Annotated in this window: 25 protein-coding genes; all 25 read left to right on the top strand. The window is 68.4% G+C overall.

The window, feature by feature from the left end:
• The first annotated feature begins 38 nt into the window (after positions 1-38).
• The 25 genes from rfbB to rplR all read left to right on the top strand — a co-directional run bounded on the left by rfbB (position 39) and on the right by rplR (position 16,478).
• A complete protein-coding gene (gene rfbB / locus ACIGZJ_RS10785) occupies positions 39-1,016 on the top strand; it encodes a dTDP-glucose 4,6-dehydratase (protein WP_396456882.1) in 978 nt (325 codons plus the stop codon).
• A complete protein-coding gene (gene rfbD / locus ACIGZJ_RS10780; RefSeq protein ID WP_396456881.1) occupies positions 1,013-1,948 on the top strand; it encodes a dTDP-4-dehydrorhamnose reductase in 936 nt (311 codons plus the stop codon). Before rfbB ends, rfbD begins: the two co-directional genes overlap by 4 nt.
• Positions 1,945-3,282 carry a lipopolysaccharide biosynthesis protein gene (locus tag ACIGZJ_RS10775; protein WP_396456880.1) on the top strand — a complete coding sequence of 446 codons (1,338 nt, stop codon included), beginning with the start codon at positions 1,945-1,947 and terminating at the stop codon, positions 3,280-3,282. Before rfbD ends, ACIGZJ_RS10775 begins: the two co-directional genes overlap by 4 nt.
• A 68-nt stretch (positions 3,283-3,350) precedes the next feature.
• Complete coding sequence (locus ACIGZJ_RS10770) at positions 3,351-4,040, top strand: glycosyltransferase family 2 protein (RefSeq protein WP_392941150.1); 690 nt, start codon at positions 3,351-3,353, stop codon at positions 4,038-4,040.
• Entirely contained in the window at positions 4,037-4,435 is a 399-nt protein-coding gene (locus ACIGZJ_RS10765) for a DUF2304 domain-containing protein (protein WP_387949099.1), read from the top strand. Before ACIGZJ_RS10770 ends, ACIGZJ_RS10765 begins: the two co-directional genes overlap by 4 nt.
• A gap of 5 nt (positions 4,436-4,440) precedes the next feature.
• Positions 4,441-5,349 carry a glycosyltransferase family 2 protein gene (locus ACIGZJ_RS10760; RefSeq protein WP_396456879.1) on the top strand — a complete coding sequence of 303 codons (909 nt, stop codon included), beginning with the start codon at positions 4,441-4,443 and terminating at the stop codon, positions 5,347-5,349.
• A 339-nt stretch (positions 5,350-5,688) separates the two neighbouring features.
• Positions 5,689-7,482, top strand: a complete 1,794-nt coding sequence (locus ACIGZJ_RS10755) for a hypothetical protein (protein WP_396456878.1) — start codon at positions 5,689-5,691, stop codon at positions 7,480-7,482.
• Positions 7,483-7,987: 505 nt separating this feature from the next.
• Complete coding sequence (gene rpsJ, locus ACIGZJ_RS10750) at positions 7,988-8,296, top strand: 30S ribosomal protein S10 (protein WP_012785157.1); 309 nt, start codon at positions 7,988-7,990, stop codon at positions 8,294-8,296.
• A 14-nt stretch (positions 8,297-8,310) separates the two neighbouring features.
• Positions 8,311-8,958 (top strand): 50S ribosomal protein L3, encoded by a 648-nt coding sequence (rplC, locus tag ACIGZJ_RS10745; RefSeq protein ID WP_396456877.1) that lies wholly within the window; start codon positions 8,311-8,313, stop codon positions 8,956-8,958.
• Between the two features lie 4 nt (positions 8,959-8,962).
• Positions 8,963-9,640, top strand: a complete 678-nt coding sequence (rplD, locus tag ACIGZJ_RS10740; protein WP_392941144.1) for a 50S ribosomal protein L4 — start codon at positions 8,963-8,965, stop codon at positions 9,638-9,640.
• Positions 9,640-9,960, top strand: a complete 321-nt coding sequence (gene rplW, locus ACIGZJ_RS10735) for a 50S ribosomal protein L23 (RefSeq protein ID WP_387949104.1) — start codon at positions 9,640-9,642, stop codon at positions 9,958-9,960. The genes rplD and rplW overlap by 1 nt, the downstream gene beginning before the upstream one ends.
• Before the next feature lie 43 nt (positions 9,961-10,003).
• Complete coding sequence (rplB, locus tag ACIGZJ_RS10730) at positions 10,004-10,840, top strand: 50S ribosomal protein L2 (RefSeq protein ID WP_387949105.1); 837 nt, start codon at positions 10,004-10,006, stop codon at positions 10,838-10,840.
• A gap of 11 nt (positions 10,841-10,851) precedes the next feature.
• Positions 10,852-11,133, top strand: a complete 282-nt coding sequence (gene rpsS, locus ACIGZJ_RS10725) for a 30S ribosomal protein S19 (protein ID WP_030055821.1) — start codon at positions 10,852-10,854, stop codon at positions 11,131-11,133.
• A gap of 61 nt (positions 11,134-11,194) precedes the next feature.
• Positions 11,195-11,542: a 50S ribosomal protein L22 gene (rplV, locus tag ACIGZJ_RS10720; RefSeq protein ID WP_033824229.1), complete on the top strand. Its 348-nt coding sequence runs from the start codon at positions 11,195-11,197 to the stop codon at positions 11,540-11,542.
• Complete coding sequence (rpsC, locus tag ACIGZJ_RS10715; RefSeq protein ID WP_396456876.1) at positions 11,542-12,363, top strand: 30S ribosomal protein S3; 822 nt, start codon at positions 11,542-11,544, stop codon at positions 12,361-12,363. Before rplV ends, rpsC begins: the two co-directional genes overlap by 1 nt.
• A 5-nt stretch (positions 12,364-12,368) precedes the next feature.
• Positions 12,369-12,788 (top strand): 50S ribosomal protein L16, encoded by a 420-nt coding sequence (gene rplP / locus ACIGZJ_RS10710; RefSeq protein ID WP_396456875.1) that lies wholly within the window; start codon positions 12,369-12,371, stop codon positions 12,786-12,788.
• Positions 12,788-13,012 carry a 50S ribosomal protein L29 gene (gene rpmC / locus ACIGZJ_RS10705; protein ID WP_030055825.1) on the top strand — a complete coding sequence of 75 codons (225 nt, stop codon included), beginning with the start codon at positions 12,788-12,790 and terminating at the stop codon, positions 13,010-13,012. The genes rplP and rpmC overlap by 1 nt, the downstream gene beginning before the upstream one ends.
• The gene (gene rpsQ / locus ACIGZJ_RS10700; RefSeq protein ID WP_030055826.1) at positions 13,012-13,284 is read left to right on the top strand and encodes a 30S ribosomal protein S17; all 273 of its coding nucleotides are present in this window, start codon (positions 13,012-13,014) and stop codon (positions 13,282-13,284) included. The genes rpmC and rpsQ overlap by 1 nt, the downstream gene beginning before the upstream one ends.
• A 103-nt stretch (positions 13,285-13,387) precedes the next feature.
• Positions 13,388-13,759 carry a 50S ribosomal protein L14 gene (gene rplN, locus ACIGZJ_RS10695; RefSeq protein ID WP_030300391.1) on the top strand — a complete coding sequence of 124 codons (372 nt, stop codon included), beginning with the start codon at positions 13,388-13,390 and terminating at the stop codon, positions 13,757-13,759.
• A 15-nt stretch (positions 13,760-13,774) separates the two neighbouring features.
• Complete coding sequence (gene rplX / locus ACIGZJ_RS10690; protein ID WP_371503333.1) at positions 13,775-14,086, top strand: 50S ribosomal protein L24; 312 nt, start codon at positions 13,775-13,777, stop codon at positions 14,084-14,086.
• Positions 14,086-14,655: a 50S ribosomal protein L5 gene (rplE, locus tag ACIGZJ_RS10685; RefSeq protein ID WP_030393302.1), complete on the top strand. Its 570-nt coding sequence runs from the start codon at positions 14,086-14,088 to the stop codon at positions 14,653-14,655. Before rplX ends, rplE begins: the two co-directional genes overlap by 1 nt.
• A 4-nt stretch (positions 14,656-14,659) precedes the next feature.
• A complete protein-coding gene (locus ACIGZJ_RS10680) occupies positions 14,660-14,845 on the top strand; it encodes a type Z 30S ribosomal protein S14 (RefSeq protein ID WP_030393303.1) in 186 nt (61 codons plus the stop codon).
• Positions 14,846-15,121: 276 nt separating this feature from the next.
• The gene (rpsH, locus tag ACIGZJ_RS10675; protein WP_031063036.1) at positions 15,122-15,529 is read left to right on the top strand and encodes a 30S ribosomal protein S8; all 408 of its coding nucleotides are present in this window, start codon (positions 15,122-15,124) and stop codon (positions 15,527-15,529) included.
• A 22-nt stretch (positions 15,530-15,551) separates the two neighbouring features.
• Positions 15,552-16,091, top strand: coding sequence for a 50S ribosomal protein L6 (gene rplF, locus ACIGZJ_RS10670; protein ID WP_387949107.1), 540 nt, complete (start codon positions 15,552-15,554; stop codon positions 16,089-16,091).
• A 3-nt stretch (positions 16,092-16,094) separates the two neighbouring features.
• On the top strand, positions 16,095-16,478 hold the full coding sequence (gene rplR / locus ACIGZJ_RS10665) for a 50S ribosomal protein L18 (RefSeq protein ID WP_360631627.1): 384 nt from the start codon (positions 16,095-16,097) through the stop codon (positions 16,476-16,478).
• Positions 16,479-16,521: the final 43 nt, after the last annotated feature.

Genomic DNA, 16,521 nt, shown 5'->3' with positions numbered 1-16,521 from the left:
GGTGGGGGTACCGGCGCGACGGTAGACTACGGCGCACTATGCGCATCCTCGTGACCGGCGGTGCCGGCTTCATCGGTTCTGAATTCGTCCGCCAGCTGCTGGGCGCCGACACCACTGACCAGATCACGGTCTTCGACAAGCTCACCTACTCGGGCGTCGAGGCCAACCTGGCGCCGGTGGCGGGCCACAGCGGCTACACCTTCGTCCGTGGCGACATCTGCGACGCCGACGCCGTCGACCAGGTCATGCCCGGCCACGACGTGGTCGTCCACTTCGCGGCCGAGTCGCACGTCGACCGCTCGATCGCGGGCGCCGGCCCGTTCGTGCTGACCAACGTCGTCGGCACCCAGGTCCTGCTGGACGCCGCCCGCAAGCACGGCGTGGGCCGCTTCGTGCACATCTCCACCGACGAGGTGTACGGCTCGATCAGCGAGGGCTCCTGGACGGAGGAGTGGCCGCTGGAGCCGAACTCCCCGTACTCGGCCTCCAAGGCCTCCTCGGACCTGCTGGCGCTGGCCTACCACCGCACGCACGGCATGGACGTCGTGGTGACCCGCTGCTCCAACAACTACGGGCACTACCAGTTCCCGGAGAAGGTCATCCCGCTGTTCACCACCAACCTGATCGACGGCCGCAAGGTGCCGCTGTACGGCGACGGCGGCAACATCCGTGACTGGCTGCACGTCTCCGACCACTGCCGCGGCATCGAGCTGGCCATGCGCAAGGGCCGGGCCGGCCACGTCTACAACATCGGCGGCGGCACCGAGGTCACCAACAAGGAGCTGACCGGTCTGCTGCTGGAGGCCGCCGGCCTCGGCTGGGACATGGTCGAGCACGTCGAGGACCGCAAGGGCCACGACCTGCGCTACTCGATCGACATCAGCAAGATCCGCGAGGAGCTCGGCTACGAGCCGCAGGTCCGCTTCGAGGACGGCCTCGCCGCGACCATCCAGTGGTACCGCGACAACCGCGCCTGGTGGGAGCCCCTGAAGACGAAGGCGGCCCTGGCCAAGTGAGCGCCAACGCCTCGGGGCAGGTCCGCTGGCTCGTCACCGGCGCGGCCGGCATGCTCGGCCGGGACCTGCTGACGGTGCTCGCCGCCGACACCACGGCCGAGGTCACCGCCCTCGGCCGGGCCGGCCTGGACATCACCGACGCGGCGGCCGTGCAGGCCGCCGTCGACGGCCACGACATCGTGGTCAACTGCGCGGCCTGGACGGACGTCGACGGCGCCGAGACGGCCGAGGAGGCCGCCACCGCCGTCAACGGCACCGGTGTCGCCCACCTGGCCGCCGCCTGCGCCAAGGCCGGCGCCCGGCTGCTGCACGTCTCCACCGACTACGTCCTGGCCGGCGACGCCGACCAGCCGTACCCGGAGGACGCGCCGACCTCCCCGGTCAACGCCTACGGCCGCAGCAAGCTGGTGGGGGAGCAGGCCGTCGCCGAGCTGCTCCCGGAGCACGGCTACACCGTGCGCACCGCCTGGCTGTACGGCGAGCACGGCCCGAACTTCGTCGCCACCATGCTCAAGCTCGCCGCCCAGCGGCCCAGCCTGGACGTGGTCGACGACCAGCAGGGCCAGCCGACCTGGTCGTACGCCCTGGCCCGGCAGCTCGTCGCGCTCGGCCACGCCGCGCTCGCCGGGCAGGCGCCGGCCGGTGTCTACCACGGCACCGCGACCGGCCGGACCACCTGGTTCGGTCTGGCGCGCGAGACCTACCGGCTGAGCGGCCTCGACCCCGAGCGGATCCGCCCCACCACCTCGGCGGCCTTCGTCCGCCCGGCGGTGCGGCCCGCGTTCAGCGTGCTGGGCCACGACCGCTGGTCCGCCGCCGGCCTGACGCCGCCGGCCGACTGGCGCGAGCAGCTCGGTGAGGCGCTGGGCACGCCCGTGTTCACCGAACTGGCCGCTGCGGCCGGGACGACCGAGAGCGACAGACCTCAGTGAAGAATCCGCTGACGAAGGTGGCCGCCGCGCTACCGCCGGGAACCCTGGCGGTGGCGGGCGGCACCGTCGTGCTCGGCGCGGCGTCGTACATCCACCTCGGTGTGGCGGGTCACAGCCTGTCCGTCGACGACATGGCGAACGTCTCACTGCTGTGGACGATCGTGATGTCCGTCGGCATCGGCGTGTTCTTCCCGATCGAGCAGGAGCTCACCCGGATCGTCGCCGCCCGGGCCGCGCTCGGCCACGGCGCCGGGCCGGTCCTGCGCCGGGCCACCCTGCTGACCGGTGCCATCCTCGGCGCCGTGCTGCTGGCGATCGGCGTCGGCTCCGGGCCGATCGCCGACCTGATGTTCCACGGCGACCGCTCGCTGGTGTTCGCCCTGGGCGGCGCCTTCGCGGGCATGGCCGTCTGCTACCTCACCCGCGGTGTGCTGGCCGGCCTCGGCCGGTTCGGCGCCTACGGGACCCAGCTGGGCATCGACGGCGGCCTGCGGATCGGGCTGGCCTTCGGCTGCGGCCTGGCCGGCGTGCACTCCGCGCTGGCGTTCAGCCTGATCCTCGCCGCCGCACCGATCGCGGCGACCCTGGTGACGCTGCCCGCGCTGCTGCGGGTGGTCAAGCCGGGCCCGCGGATCCCCTGGTCCGAGCTCTGCTCCGGGCTGGGTCTGCTGATCTGCTCGACCCTGCTCTCCCAGGTCGTGGTGAACGCCGCGGTGGTGAGCACCAAGCTGCTCGCCCCGTCCGACTCGGCCCTGATCGCCGCACTGCTCAACGCGCTGGTGCTGGCCCGGGTGCCGCTGTTCGTGTTCGGCTCGCTGCAGGCCTCGCTGCTCAACGGCCTCTCCGCGGCGATCGCGGTCGGCGACCGGGCGGCGTTCAGCGGCATGCTCCGCCGGATCGGCGCCGTGGTCGGCCTGCTCGGCGTGCTCGGCGGGATCCCCGCCGTGGCCCTGGGGCCCTGGCTGATCCAGGTGCTGTTCGGCGCGAAGCCGGTGCTCGGCTGCGTCGACTTCTTCTGGCTGTCCGCAGGAACCGTGGCGTACATGTTCGCGATGGTGCTCGGACAGGCGCTGATGGTATTCAAGCGGCACAACCTCCAGCTGCTCTGCTGGGCGGTGGGCACCGGCGTCCTCGCGGGCGTCACCTTCCTGCCGGGCGAGGTGGCCACCCGTGTGATCCTCGCCTACGCGGCGGGCTCCGTGGCCACCGTGCTCGGTATGCTGGCCGCCCTCAGGCGCAGCTTCCCCGGTTCGCCCGCGAAGCAGGCCGCTCCCGCGCAGAGCGCATCGGAGCAGACCATGCCTACCCTGAGTGCCGGGGTGGTCGGCGAATGACCGCATCGGCCCCCGACATACGGATTGCCGCGCACGAGCGCGGGAGACACCCCGAACATGGAGCCCCCGTGTCCCAGTACGACGATGTCTGGCTGGTGATCCCGGCCTACAACGAAGGCCAGGTGATCGCTGACGTTGTGGAGGGAGCGCGCAAGACGTTCCCCAACATCGTCGTGGTCGATGACGGCAGCGCGGACGACTCCGCCAAGCACATCATGACGACCGGTGCCCACCTGGTGCGGCACCCGGTCAACCTCGGCCAGGGCGCTGCACTGCAGACCGGTCTGGCCTACGCGCTCGCCCAGCCGGGCGCCCAGTACTTCGCCACCTTCGACGCGGACGGGCAGCACCAGACCGCCGACGTCGAGAAGATGGTCGAGTTCCTGCGTGCCGGCGAGGCCGACGTCGTCCTGGGCTCGCGCTTCATCGAGCAGAACGGCCAGGTGCCCTGGATCAAGCGGGTCGTCCTGCGCACCGCCGCGACGGTCAGCCCGACCGCGCGCAAGCTCAAGCTCACCGACTCGCACAACGGCCTTCGCGTGCTCAACCGCGAGGCGGCCGGCCGACTGCGGATCACCATGAACGGCATGGCCCACGCGTCGGAGATCGTCAGCTTCCTGGCCGGTTCCGACCTGCGGGTCGCCGAGCTGCCGGTGGACATCCTGTACACCGACTACTCACGCGCCAAGGGTCAGTCCCTGATCAACGGCGTCAACATCATCTTCGACATCTCGCTGCGGGAGCGTGGCCGCCGATGAACTACTTCTGGATCCAGCTCGTCCTCATCCTGGGCTCGGTCATTCTGGCCTTCACGTTCATCCGGCGCTGGGACGCCGCGAACACCCGGGCCTGGAAGCGCATCGCCTTCTCGGTGTTCGTGGTGGTGAACATCTACGCCGTGCTCCGGCCGACCGATGTCACCTGGATCGCGCACAAGCTCGGTGTCGGCCGCGGCACCGACCTGGTGCTGTACGTGATGGTGCTGGCGATGGGCTTCCTGACGCTGAACACCTTCCTGCGCTTCCGCTCGCTGGAGAAGAAGCTCACCGACCTCGCCCGGACCGTGGCGATCAACGAGGGCGCCCGGCTGAACGAGGAGCGCTTCGACCTGGACCTGCCGGTCTCGGCGCCGGTCGACCGCAGCGGGGTCTGAGCACCATGGCCACCTTCGAGTTCATGCTGCCGTACTACGGCGACGTGGGTCTGATGCAGGCCGCGGTGCGCAGCATCCTGGGGCAGACCGACCCGGACCTGCGGCTGACCGTCGTCGACGACGGCAAGGAGCCGGACGTCCCGGGCTGGTTCGCCGAGCTCGGCGACGACCGGGTCCGCTACCTGCGCAACGAGCAGAACCTCGGGATCACCCGGAACTTCCAGAAGTGCGTGGAGCTCTCGACGGCGGACCACGTCGTCATCATGGGCTGCGACGACCTGCTGCACCCGCACTACCTGGAGACCGTCCGGGGGATCCTCAAGGCCAACCCGGACCTGGGCATGGTCCAGCCGGGCGTCGAGGTGATCGACGGTGAGGGCGTGGTGACCGCCGGCCTGGCCGACAACGTCAAGGGGCGGATCTACGCGCCGAGCGTCAACGGCCGTCGGCTGATGGGCGGCGAGGAGCTGGCCGCCAGCGTGCTGCGCGGCAACTGGATGTACTTCCCGTCGATCTGCTGGCGGGGCGAGGCCCTGCGCGCGGTCAACTTCCGCGACGAGTACTCGGTGATCCAGGACCTGGCCCTGGTGGTCGACCTGCTGGAGCGGGGCGAGCAGATGATGGTGGACAACACCACCACCGTCTTCCAGTACCGCCGGCACGCGGTCAGCGAGTCCTCGGTGCAGGCCTTCTCCGGCACCCGGTTCACCGAGGCCGAGCGCTACTTCAACGCGGTGGCCGAGCGGATGGAGGCGCGCGGGTGGCCGAAGGCGGCGCGCGCCGCCAAGGTCCGCAGCGCCTCGCGCTTCCACGCCATCACGATGATCCCCGGGGCCCTGCGCCGGGGCCAGGGCGCCGGTGTGCGCACCCTGGCCCGGCACGCCTTCACCTCCGGGCAGCGTCACGAGGGCTGAACCGCGGCCCCGAGCCGCCGCCCCGGTCCTCCGGGGGAGGGCGGACGACGCAAGCCCGGCCCGGCTGCTCAGGCAGCGGGGCCGGGCTCGCCGCATCTCGCGCCGAGGGCTACCTGATATGACGGTGGACTATATATGCTGGCCTTCGGCAGGTAAGGCGTGCCCGCGCGGCACGCCTGCCCGGCCCGGCCCCGGGGCGCCCCGCCCCCGGCCGCCGAGGCCCCTGGCGCACCGGTCCTGGTGGCCGGACGCGGCCGTACCGCGGGGTAGTGTCCACGAGAAGCCGACCCGCCTGGCACCGTTCAGCAGCCGTCCGCAGTCCTACGGAAGTGAAGCGACATGACCGACCTGGCAACCGACCGGCCCAGCACATCGGACCTGTCCCCTGACAGAGACGGCGCCGCCCGCTCCGACGACGCGGCGCAGGGCGGCTGGAGCGAGCGCCGCTGGGTGCTGGTGACCGCGGAGATCGTGGTCAGCGTGGTGGCCGCACTCGGCTTCACCCTGCTCTGCCGGCACATCAGCGTGAACCCGCTGAACCGGATCGGGCAGGTCAGCGGCCTGGCCAAGATCCAGCAGTACGCGGCCCTGATCGGCCTGCCGATCCTGGCGGTGCTGGTCTACACGGCCTACCGCGGCGGACTGCGCCGCCACCGGCTGACCCAGCGGCTGGTCTGCGCGGCCCTGGCGGGCCTGGCGACCGGCGTGATCGCCGGCGGCGTCGTGGTCGCCCTGCGGGGCACCCCCTGGCCGCTCGGCGGGCAGGAGGGCGACCCGAGCCAGCTGGTCGACATGGCGACGTCGATGATGCACGACAAGGGCCTGCCCGGCGTCTACCCGCCGCTCTTCCCGGCGGCCGTGGCGCTCTGGTCCGAGCTGCACTACGGCGGGGTCGGCGGCGCCGGCTTCGCCCTGCACGACCTGCAGATCATCTGCAGCGCCCTGGTCGGGCCGATGAGCTACCTGGCCTGGCGCCTCGTGCTGCGGCCGTTCTGGGCGCTGGCCATCGCGGTGCCCTCCGCGCTGGTGTTCCTGGACCCGATCCGCCCGTACAGCCACGTCACGATGATCGTCCTGGTCCCGCTGCTGGCGGCCTGCCTGCGCGAGCTGCGGCGGGTGGGGGAGCTGTCGACCCGGTCGGCGCTGCTGCGCGGCCTGGGCTTCGGCGTCATCTTCGGCGTGCTGTTCCTCTGGTACTCCGGCTGGTACCTGTGGTCGGCGCCCGGCGTGTTCCTGCTCACCCTCTTCGTCTTCCCGTGGCGGCGCGGCCGCGACACCGTCCGCCGGGGCCTGCTCTTCCTCGCCGCGACCGTGGTCACCGCCGCGGCCATCGGCTCCCCGCTGCTCTACCAGATCCTCAAGCTCGGCGCCGACACCCCGGACCGGTACGCCTACATCGTCAACTACGTCGACCCGGCCTACGTGCTCGGCTGGATGTCGGACCGCAACGGCGACCTGACCTACCACAACTGGCCGCAGGCCGGCGAGCTGGCCGGCCAGACCGGCTTCGGGATCCTGCTGATCACCGCGGTGGGCATCGGCGTGGGCCTGGGCCTGCGCAACATCGTGGTCCGCACGGCGGCGGCGGTGCTGGCCGGGGCCTGGCTGCTGCGCTTCTGGTTCGCCTCGCACATGGCCCACTCGCAGATGGTCCAGCTCTACCCGCGGACCACCTGGATCATCATGTACTGCCTGCTGATCCTGGCCGTGGTCGGCCTGATGGCCGGCCTGGAGCGGGGGACCGGCTGGCTGGAGCGGACGCTGCGCTCGGCGGGCCGCACCGAGGAGGGCCCGGCCATCCCGCGCCGGGTCACCCGGCAGCTGGCCGCCGGGCTGGTCTGCGCCCTCGCGCTGTTCGCCACGATGGGCGCCTCCTGGTCGGTGGACCGCTACATGCCGCAGGCGGAGACCACCAACACGATGGGCCTGGACGCCTGGCGGGCGCACACCATCAAGAAGAAGGACGGCACCTGCCCGAAGTTCTCCCCGGTGCCCAAGTGCGCGGACATCATCACCAAGGACTGGAAGCCCACCCCGGACGACAAGAAGTTCATCTGGTGCGCCAACGTGCGCACCGAGGACTGGCCGGCGGTCTGCGGCCGTGAGGCGCCCTGGCTGAAGGAACAGAAGTAGCCGTCCCGCGGGTTTCGATCGGGGCCGGTGGGGGAGACCTCATCGGCCCCGATTGGCTTTTCGGCTGCTCCATGTGGCAGTATGTCCAAGTTGCTCGGTTGAGTGCCGATGCTGCGCGCCTCCCGCCGGGAGGACTGGAAGCGAGTCCCATGTACTCGTCGTTCCCGTGATGGCCGTTCATGTGGTCCGCCTTGACCCCCTGGGTGAGGGTGTGGACCGCAGTGGTGTGAAGTCGACACCGCGGCAGCTGCGGGGCGGACGTACGGGAATCTTCCGGGAAGCGCGGACGGGGCCTCGATCCGGCGCCTGGTGGGTGCAAGACCTCACCGAACCCGTGGGAAATCCGCAGGAGGGAGACCTCGTGTCGGATTTTTTGCAAGCGGCAGGGCGACACGCCCGACCGCGGGGGTCGGAGGTAACCACCCACAGGTGCCACCGGACACAGTCCACCTGGATGAATCCGGCCGTAGAAGCAACAGACGACACGAAGGACTACTGAGTAGCCATGGCGGGACAGAAGATCCGCATCCGGCTCAAGGCCTACGACCACGAGGTGATTGACTCCTCGGCGAAGAAGATCGTCGAGACCGTCATTCGCACTGGTGCGCAGGTCGCGGGCCCGGTGCCGCTGCCCACTGAGAAGAACGTGTACTGCGTCATCCGCTCGCCGCACAAGTACAAGGACTCGCGCGAGCACTTCGAGATGCGCACTCACAAGCGTCTGATCGACATCCTCGACCCCACGCCGAAGACGGTTGACTCGCTGATGCGTCTCGACCTGCCGGCTGGTGTCGACATCGAGATCAAGCTCTGAGAGGCACACCGAAGATGGCTAAGCAGATTAAGGGCATCCTGGGCGAGAAGCTCGGCATGACCCAGGTCTGGGACGAGAACAACCGGATCGTTCCGGTGACCGTCGTCAAGGCTGGGCCGAATGTCGTGACCCAGGTCCACACCGCTGACGGTCCGACCGGCTACGACGCCGTCCAGATCGGCTTCGGCGAGATCGACCCCCGCAAGGTGAACAAGCCCCTCGCGGGCCACTTCGCCAAGGCCGGTGTCACCCCGCGCCGCCACCTGGTCGAGCTCCGTACGACGGACGCGTCCGAGTACACCCTGGGCCAGGAGATCACCGCCGAGCTGTTCGAGGCGGGTGTCAAGGTCGACGTGACCGGCACCTCCAAGGGCAAGGGCTTCGCCGGTGTCATGAAGCGTCACAACTTCAAGGGCCTCGGCGCCGGTCACGGCACGCAGCGCAAGCACCGTTCCCCCGGCTCCATCGGTGGCTGCGCCACCCCGGGCCGCGTGTTCAAGGGCATGCGCATGGCTGGTCGGATGGGTCACGAGCGGGTGACCACCCAGAACCTGACCGTGCACGCGGTCGACGCGGAGAAGGGCCTGCTCCTGATCAAGGGCGCCGTCCCGGGTCCGAACGGCGGCCTCGTCCTCGTCCGCACCGCGGCGAAGGGGCTGTGAGCAAATGAGCACCATTGACATCCTGTCGCCGGCTGGCGACAAGACCGGCAGCCTCGAGCTGCCGGCCGAGATCTTCGACGCGAAGGTCAGCGTTCCGCTGATGCACCAGGTCGTCGTGGCGCAGCTCGCTGCGGCCCGTCAGGGCACCCACAAGACCAAGACTCGTGGCGAGGTCCGCGGTGGCGGCAAGAAGCCGTACCGCCAGAAGGGCACCGGCCGCGCCCGTCAGGGCTCGACCCGTGCGCCGCAGTTCGCCGGCGGTGGCGTTGTGCACGGTCCCGTGCCGCGCGACTACTCGCAGCGGACCCCGAAGAAGATGATCGCCGCCGCTCTGCGCGGTGCGCTCACCGACCGGGCCCGCCACAACCGCATCCACGTCGTCACCGACGTGATCGCGGCCGAGGCGCCGTCGACCAAGGCCGCCAAGAGCCTGTTCGGCAAGATCACCGAGCGCAAGAACGTCCTCCTGGTCGTCGAGCGCGCGGACGAGCTGGGCCTCAAGTCCGCTCGCAACCTGCCGAACGTGCACATCCTGGACGCCGGTCAGCTGAACACCTACGACGTGCTCGTCTCCGACGATGTGGTCTTCACCCAGGCCGCCTTCGAGCGTTTCGTGGCGGGTCCCGCCGCGTCCGCCAAGGCTGTGGCTGCTGAGGGCGAGCTCGAAGGGAGCGCCGCCTGATGGCTGCACAGATCACGAGCAAGACGTTCACGGACCCCCGTGACGTCCTGGTGAAGCCGGTCATCTCCGAGAAGAGCTACTCGCTCCTCGACGAGAACAAGTACACGTTCGTCGTGTCGCCGGGTGCCAACAAGACCCAGATCAAGCAGGCCGTCGAGGCGGTCTTCTCGGTCAAGGTCGAGTCCGTCAACACGCTCAACCGTCAGGGCAAGCGCAAGCGCTCCAAGACGGGCTTTGGCAAGCGCAAGGACACCAAGCGCGCCATCGTGACGCTGGCTGAGGGCAACCGCATCGACATCTTCGGTGGTCCGGTCTCCTAACGGGGATCGTGATCGTCGATAAGGACGAGGACGAGAGAGCCAAATGGGCATCCGCAAGTACAAGCCGACTACGCCGGGCCGTCGTGGCTCCAGCGTGGCCGACTTCGTAGAGATCACGCGGTCCACGCCGGAGAAGTCGCTGGTTCGCCCCCTGCACAGCAAGGGCGGCCGTAACAACGCCGGTCGTATCACCGCTCGCCACCAGGGTGGCGGCCACAAGCGCGCCTACCGCGTGATCGACTTCCGTCGTCACGACAAGGACGGCGTGCCGGCCAAGGTCGCTCACATCGAGTACGACCCGAACCGCACTGCGCGCATCGCGCTCCTGCACTACGTGGACGGCGAGAAGCGCTACATCATCGCCCCCCGCGGCATCGCGCAGGGTGACCGGATTGAGAACGGCCCTGGCGCCGACATCAAGCCCGGCAACAACCTGCCGCTGCGCAACATCCCGGTCGGTACCACCATCCACGCGGTGGAGCTGCGTCCCGGCGGCGGTGCCAAGATGGCCCGCTCCGCCGGTGCCGGCATCCAGCTGCTGGCGCGTGAGGGCAAGATGGCGCACCTGCGCATGCCCTCCGGTGAGATCCGCCTGGTGGACGCGCGCTGCCGCGCGACCGTCGGCGAGGTCGGCAACGCCGAGCAGTCGAACATCAACTGGGGCAAGGCCGGCCGTATGCGCTGGAAGGGCGTTCGCCCGACCGTGCGTGGTGTGGCCATGAACCCGATCGACCACCCGCACGGTGGTGGTGAGGGTAAGACCTCCGGTGGTCGCCACCCGGTCTCGCCGTGGGGCCAGAAGGAGGGTCGCACTCGTAGCCCGAAGAAGGCTTCGAACGCCCTCATCGTGCGCCGCCGCAAGACCAACAAGAAGCGCTAGGAGCAGGTCAGATGCCGCGCAGTCTCAAGAAGGGCCCCTTCATTGACGGCCACCTTCTCAAGAAGGTGGACGCGCAGAACGAGGCGGGTACCCAGAACGTCATCAAGACCTGGTCCCGTCGTTCCGTGATCTTCCCGGCCATGCTCGGCCACACGATCGCGGTTCACGATGGCCGCAAGCACGTCCCGGTGTTCGTCACCGAGTCGATGGTCGGCCACAAGCTCGGCGAGTTCGCTCCGACCCGCACCTTCCGCGGCCACGTCAAGGACGACCGCAAGTCGAAGCGTCGCTAGTCGCCTGAGCTTCAGCGCCAGAACGACGACTCAAGTGACTTACTCCATTAAGGGGACAACCATGGAAGCCAGGGCCCAGGCGCGGTACATCCGCGTCACGCCCATGAAGGCCCGCCGCGTGGTGGACCTCATCCGTGGCCTGAACGCCACGGAGGCCCAGGCGGTCCTGCGTTTCGCTCCGCAGGCCGCCACCGTGCCGGTCGGCAAGGTGCTCGACAGCGCCATTGCCAACGCCGTGCACAACTACAACCACAACAACGTGGACGACCTCGTCATCAGCGAGGCGTACGTTGACGAGGGTCCGACCCTGAAGCGGTTCCGCCCGCGTGCCCAGGGCCGTGCCTACCGGATCCGCAAGCGGACCAGCCACATCACCGTGGTCGTCAGCAGCAAGGAAGGGACCCGGTAATGGGCCAGAAGGTTAACCCGCACGGGTTCCGCCTCGGCATCAGCACGGACTTCAAGTCCCGCTGGTACGCCGACAAGCTGTACAAGGACTACGTCAAGGAAGACGTTGCCATTCGTCGCATGATGACGAAGGGCATGGAGCGCGCCGGCATCTCGAAGGTTGAGATCGAGCGCACCCGCGACCGCGTCCGCGTCGACATCCACACCGCTCGCCCCGGCATCGTCATCGGCCGCCGTGGCACCGAGGCCGACCGCATCCGCGGCGACCTCGAGAAGCTGACCGGCAAGCAGGTCCAGCTGAACATCCTCGAGGTCAAGAACCCCGAGCTGGACGCCCAGCTCGTGGCTCAGGGCGTCGCGGAGCAGCTGTCCTCGCGCGTCTCCTTCCGTCGTGCCATGCGCAAGAGCATGCAGGGCACCATGAAGTCCGGCGCCAAGGGCATCAAGGTCCAGTGCTCCGGTCGTCTCGGCGGCGCCGAGATGAGCCGTTCGGAGTTCTACCGCGAGGGTCGTGTGCCGCTGCACACCCTTCGTGCGAACGTCGACTACGGCTTCTTCGAGGCCAAGACCACCTTCGGCCGTATCGGCGTGAAGGTCTGGATCTACAAGGGCGACGTCAAGAACATCGCCGAGGTCCGCGCTGAGAACGCCGCCGCCCGCTCGGGCAACCGCCCGGCCCGCCCCGAGGGTGGTCGTCCCGCCCGCGGTGGCGAGCGCCGCGGTGGCGAGCGCGGTGGCCGTGGCCGCCGTCCCGCCTCCGAGGCCCCCGCGGCCACGGCGAGCGAGGCCCCGGCCGCTGAGAACACCGGAACGGAGGCCTGACCGACATGCTGATCCCCCGTCGGGTCAAGCACCGCAAGCAGCACCACCCCAAGCGCCGTGGCGCTGCCAAGGGTGGCACCGAGCTCGCGTTCGGCGAGTACGGTATCCAGGCCGTCACCCCGGCCTACGTGACGAACCGGCAGATCGAGTCCGCTCGTATCGCCGTCACCCGTCACATCAAGCGTGGCGGCAAGGTCTGGATCAACATCTACCCGGACCGTCCGCTCACCAAGAAGCCGGCCGAGACCCGCATGGGTTCCGGTAAGGGTTCGCCCGAGTGGTGGATCGCGAACGTGCACCCGGGTCGGGTCATGTTCGAGCTGTCGTACCCCAACGAGAAGGTGGCTCGTGAGGCGCTGACCCGCGCAGCTCACAAGCTCCCGATGAAGTGCCGGATTGTCCGGCGCGAGGCAGGTGAGAGCTGATGTCGGCCGGCACCAAGGCTGCTGAGCTTCGTGAGCTGGACAACGAGGGTCTCGTTGCCAAGCTCCGTGAGGCCAAGGAGGAGCTGTTCAACCTCCGCTTCCAGGCGGCGACCGGGCAGCTCGACAACCACGGACGGCTCAAGCTCGTCCGTAAGGACATCGCGCGGATCTACACCCTGATGCGCGAGCGCGAGCTGGGCATCGAGACGGTGGAGAACGCCTGATGACTGAGAACACCAACGAGACGCGCGGTTTCCGCAAGACCCGTGAGGGTCTCGTCGTCAGCGACAAGATGGACAAGACCGTCGTCGTCGCCGTCGAGGACCGCGTCAAGCACGCTCTGTACGGCAAGGTCATCCGCCGTACGAACAAGCTGAAGGCGCACGACGAGGCCAACGCCTGCGGCATCGGCGACCGGGTCCTCCTCGCGGAGACCCGCCCGCTGTCCGCGACGAAGCGCTGGCGCGTCGTCGAGATCCTCGAGAAGGCCAAGTAACGAAGCCGATGAGGTACGGCCGTATGTGCATCGGGTCCCTCCGGGGACGCCGGTGTGAGCAGCGGCCGGCCCGTCGACTCTCGTTGACGATCAGGAGAAAGCTGTGATCCAGCAGGAGTCGCGACTGCGTGTCGCCGACAACACTGGTGCCAAGGAAATCCTTTGCATCCGTGTTCTCGGTGGCTCCGGTCGCCGCTACGCCGGTATCGGGGACGTCATCGTCGCCACCGTCAAGGACGCGATCCCCGGTGGCTCGGTGAAGAAGGGTGACGTCGTCAAGTGCGTCGTCGTCCGCACCGTCAAGGAGCGTCGTCGTCCGGATGGCTCGTACATCCGTTTCGACGAGAACGCTGCGGTCGTTCTGAAGAACACCGACGGTGACCCCCGTGGCACCCGCATCTTCGGCCCGGTGGGCCGCGAGCTGCGCGACAAGAAGTTCATGAAGATCATCTCGCTGGCGCCGGAGGTGCTCTAACCCATGGCGAACAGCATGAAGATCAAGAAGGGTGACCTGGTTCAGGTCATCACCGGCAAGGACCGCGGCAAGCAGGGCAAGGTCATCCAGGCCATCCCCGCCGAGAACAAGGTCCTGGTCGAGGGTGTGAACCGGGTCAAGAAGCACACCAAGCCGGGCCCGGGCACTCAGGGTGGCATTGTCACCGTCGAGGCCCCGGTGCACGTCTCCAACGTCCAGCTGGTCGTGGAGAAGGACGGCAAGAAGGTCGTCACCCGCGTTGGCTACCGCTTCGACGACGAGGGCAACAAGATCCGCGTTGCCAAGCGAACCGGTGAGGACATCTGATGTCTGAGACGACTGTTGAGAAGGTGACCCCCCGTCTCAAGGAGCGTTACAACTCCGAGATCAAGGGTCAGCTGCAGGAGCAGTTCTCGTACGAGAACGTCATGCTGACTCCCGGCCTGGTCAAGGTCGTGGTCAACATGGGTGTCGGCGAGGCCGCCCGTGACAGCAAGCTGATCGAGGGCGCGATCCGCGACCTGACCGCCATCACCGGTCAGAAGCCGGCCGTGACCAAGGCTCGTAAGTCCATCGCGCAGTTCAAGCTGCGCGAGGGCCAGCCGATCGGCACCCACGTCACCCTCCGTGGTGACCGCATGTGGGAGTTCCTGGACCGTCTGGTGTCGCTGGCTCTGCCGCGTATCCGCGACTTCCGTGGCCTCTCCCCCAAGCAGTTCGACGGCCGTGGCAACTACACCTTCGGTCTGACCGAGCAGGTTATGTTCCACGAGATCGACCAGGACAAGGTCGACCGTCAGCGCGGTATGGACATCACCGTCGTGACCACCGCTCAGACCGACGACGAGGGCCGGGCGCTCCTGCGTGCTCTGGGCTTCCCGTTCAAGGAGGCGTGAGCCAATGGCGAAGAAGTCCCTCATCGCGAAGGCCGAGCGTAAGCCGAAGTTCGGCGTCCGGGCCTACACCCGGTGCCAGCGCTGCGGCCGTCCGCACTCGGTGTACCGCAAGTTCGGCCTGTGCCGTGTGTGCCTCCGTGAGATGGCGCACCGCGGCGAGCTGCCGGGCGTGACCAAGAGCTCCTGGTAGTCCTCTTCTCGTAAGAGCTCCAGAGCTTGAAGGCACACCAAGCGAAGCAAGGTGCCCGACCCCACATCGCCCGCTTTTGGGCTCCCGTACGGAATCCCGTAAGGTAGTGGGGTCGGGCCCCCTGTCACGGTTGCTCCATAGCGACCGCTGATCCTCTTCGGAGGGCTCGCACCCAGACTTACTACGTCGTAGGTCCCCTGCGCCTGTGCCCCGCACTCCTCGGAGTGCGGGGGACCTCGCGCGGAGAAACCACGGCGAGAGAGGCCTGAGGCCATCATGACCATGACCGACCCCATCGCAGACATGCTCACGCGTCTGCGTAACGCGAACTCGGCGTACCACGACTCCGTGGCGATGCCGGCCAGCAAGATCAAGGCGCACGTCGCCCAGATCCTGCAGCAGGAGGGGTACATCTCCTCCTACAAGGTTGAGGAGCCCGTTGAGGGCGAGGTCGGCAAGAAGCTGACCATCGAGCTCAAGTTCGGCCCCAACCGTGAGCGCTCGATCGCTGGCATCAAGCGGATCAGCAAGCCGGGCCTGCGGGTCTACGCAAAGTCCACCAACCTGCCGAAGGTGCTCGGCGGCCTGGGCGTGGCGATCATCTCCACGTCCTCGGGTCTCCTCACCGACAAGCAGGCTGCCAAGAAGGGCGTAGGCGGAGAAGTTCTCGCCTACGTCTGGTAATTCGGGAAACGGAGGTACAGCAATGTCGCGCATTGGACGGCTGCCCATCCCGGTTCCCGCCGGCGTGGACGTCACCATCGATGGCCAGGCGGTCTCGGTGAAGGGCCCGAAGGGCTCCCTCACCCACCATGTCGCCGCGCCGATCGAGATCGGCAAGGGCGAGGACGGCACGCTGCTCGTCACCCGCCCCAACGACGAGCGTCTGTCGAAGGCCCTGCACGGCCTTTCCCGCACGCTGGTGGCGAACATGATCACCGGCGTGACCGCGGGCTACCGCAAGTCGCTGGAGATCAGCGGTGTTGGCTATCGAGTTCTGGCGAAGGGCTCCGACATGGAGTTCCAGCTGGGCTACAGCCACCCGATCCTGGTCGAGGCCCCTGAGGGCATCACCTTCGTCGTCGAGTCGGCCACCAAGTTCCACGTGGACGGCATCGACAAGCAGAAGGTCGGCGAGGTCGCCGCAAAGATCCGCAAGCTGCGCAAGCCCGACCCGTACAAGGCCAAGGGCGTCAAGTACGCGGGCGAGGTCATCCGCCGCAAGGTCGGAAAGAGTGGTAAGTAAGCGATGAGCGTCTCTGTCAAGATCGGCAAGGGCAACGCCTACAAGAGCGCCGCTCGCAAGCGCCGCGCTATCCGTGTTCGCAAGCGCGTCACCGGCACCGAGGTGCGTCCGCGCCTCGTCGTGACCCGCTCGAACCGCCACATGGTCGCCCAGGTCATCGACGATGCCAAGGGTCACACCCTGGCGTCGGCGTCCACCCTCGACGTGTCCATCAAGGGCGTCGAGGGCGACAAGACCGAGCTGGCCAAGAAGGTCGGGAGCCTGGTCGCCGAGCGCGCCAAGGCCGCCGGCATCGAGTCGGTCGTCTTCGACCGCGCGGGCAACCGGTACGCAGGCCGCATCGCCGCTCTGGCCGATGCCGCCCGTGAGGCCGGGCTCGACTTCTAAGCCGCTCGTCGGCTCAGTCGACGGACGTAATCGAGAGAGGTAA

Origin of the sequence: Kitasatospora sp. NPDC052868 (genome assembly GCF_044547105.1) — a bacterium.
In the GTDB taxonomy this organism is placed as follows: Bacteria; Actinomycetota; Actinomycetes; order Streptomycetales; family Streptomycetaceae; genus Kitasatospora.
This window is presented reverse-complemented; position numbering and strand designations above follow the sequence as displayed.

Coding starts and splice junctions, on each gene's coding strand:
- ACIGZJ_RS10760 (WP_396456879.1), top strand. CDS start 4,441: ATGGCCACCTTCGAGTTCATGCTGCCGTACTACGGCGACGTGGGTCTG.
- rplE (WP_030393302.1), top strand. CDS start 14,086: ATGTCTGAGACGACTGTTGAGAAGGTGACCCCCCGTCTCAAGGAGCGT.
- rplW (WP_387949104.1), top strand. CDS start 9,640: ATGGCTGCACAGATCACGAGCAAGACGTTCACGGACCCCCGTGACGTC.
- rpsS (WP_030055821.1), top strand. CDS start 10,852: ATGCCGCGCAGTCTCAAGAAGGGCCCCTTCATTGACGGCCACCTTCTC.
- rpmC (WP_030055825.1), top strand. CDS start 12,788: ATGTCGGCCGGCACCAAGGCTGCTGAGCTTCGTGAGCTGGACAACGAG.
- rpsC (WP_396456876.1), top strand. CDS start 11,542: ATGGGCCAGAAGGTTAACCCGCACGGGTTCCGCCTCGGCATCAGCACG.
- rplV (WP_033824229.1), top strand. CDS start 11,195: ATGGAAGCCAGGGCCCAGGCGCGGTACATCCGCGTCACGCCCATGAAG.
- rfbB (WP_396456882.1), top strand. CDS start 39: ATGCGCATCCTCGTGACCGGCGGTGCCGGCTTCATCGGTTCTGAATTC.
- rpsQ (WP_030055826.1), top strand. CDS start 13,012: ATGACTGAGAACACCAACGAGACGCGCGGTTTCCGCAAGACCCGTGAG.
- rplB (WP_387949105.1), top strand. CDS start 10,004: ATGGGCATCCGCAAGTACAAGCCGACTACGCCGGGCCGTCGTGGCTCC.
- rpsJ (WP_012785157.1), top strand. CDS start 7,988: ATGGCGGGACAGAAGATCCGCATCCGGCTCAAGGCCTACGACCACGAG.
- ACIGZJ_RS10755 (WP_396456878.1), top strand. CDS start 5,689: ATGACCGACCTGGCAACCGACCGGCCCAGCACATCGGACCTGTCCCCT.
- rplX (WP_371503333.1), top strand. CDS start 13,775: ATGAAGATCAAGAAGGGTGACCTGGTTCAGGTCATCACCGGCAAGGAC.
- ACIGZJ_RS10765 (WP_387949099.1), top strand. CDS start 4,037: ATGAACTACTTCTGGATCCAGCTCGTCCTCATCCTGGGCTCGGTCATT.
- ACIGZJ_RS10680 (WP_030393303.1), top strand. CDS start 14,660: ATGGCGAAGAAGTCCCTCATCGCGAAGGCCGAGCGTAAGCCGAAGTTC.
- rplP (WP_396456875.1), top strand. CDS start 12,369: ATGCTGATCCCCCGTCGGGTCAAGCACCGCAAGCAGCACCACCCCAAG.
- rplD (WP_392941144.1), top strand. CDS start 8,963: ATGAGCACCATTGACATCCTGTCGCCGGCTGGCGACAAGACCGGCAGC.
- rplF (WP_387949107.1), top strand. CDS start 15,552: ATGTCGCGCATTGGACGGCTGCCCATCCCGGTTCCCGCCGGCGTGGAC.
- rplC (WP_396456877.1), top strand. CDS start 8,311: ATGGCTAAGCAGATTAAGGGCATCCTGGGCGAGAAGCTCGGCATGACC.
- rpsH (WP_031063036.1), top strand. CDS start 15,122: ATGACCATGACCGACCCCATCGCAGACATGCTCACGCGTCTGCGTAAC.
- rplR (WP_360631627.1), top strand. CDS start 16,095: ATGAGCGTCTCTGTCAAGATCGGCAAGGGCAACGCCTACAAGAGCGCC.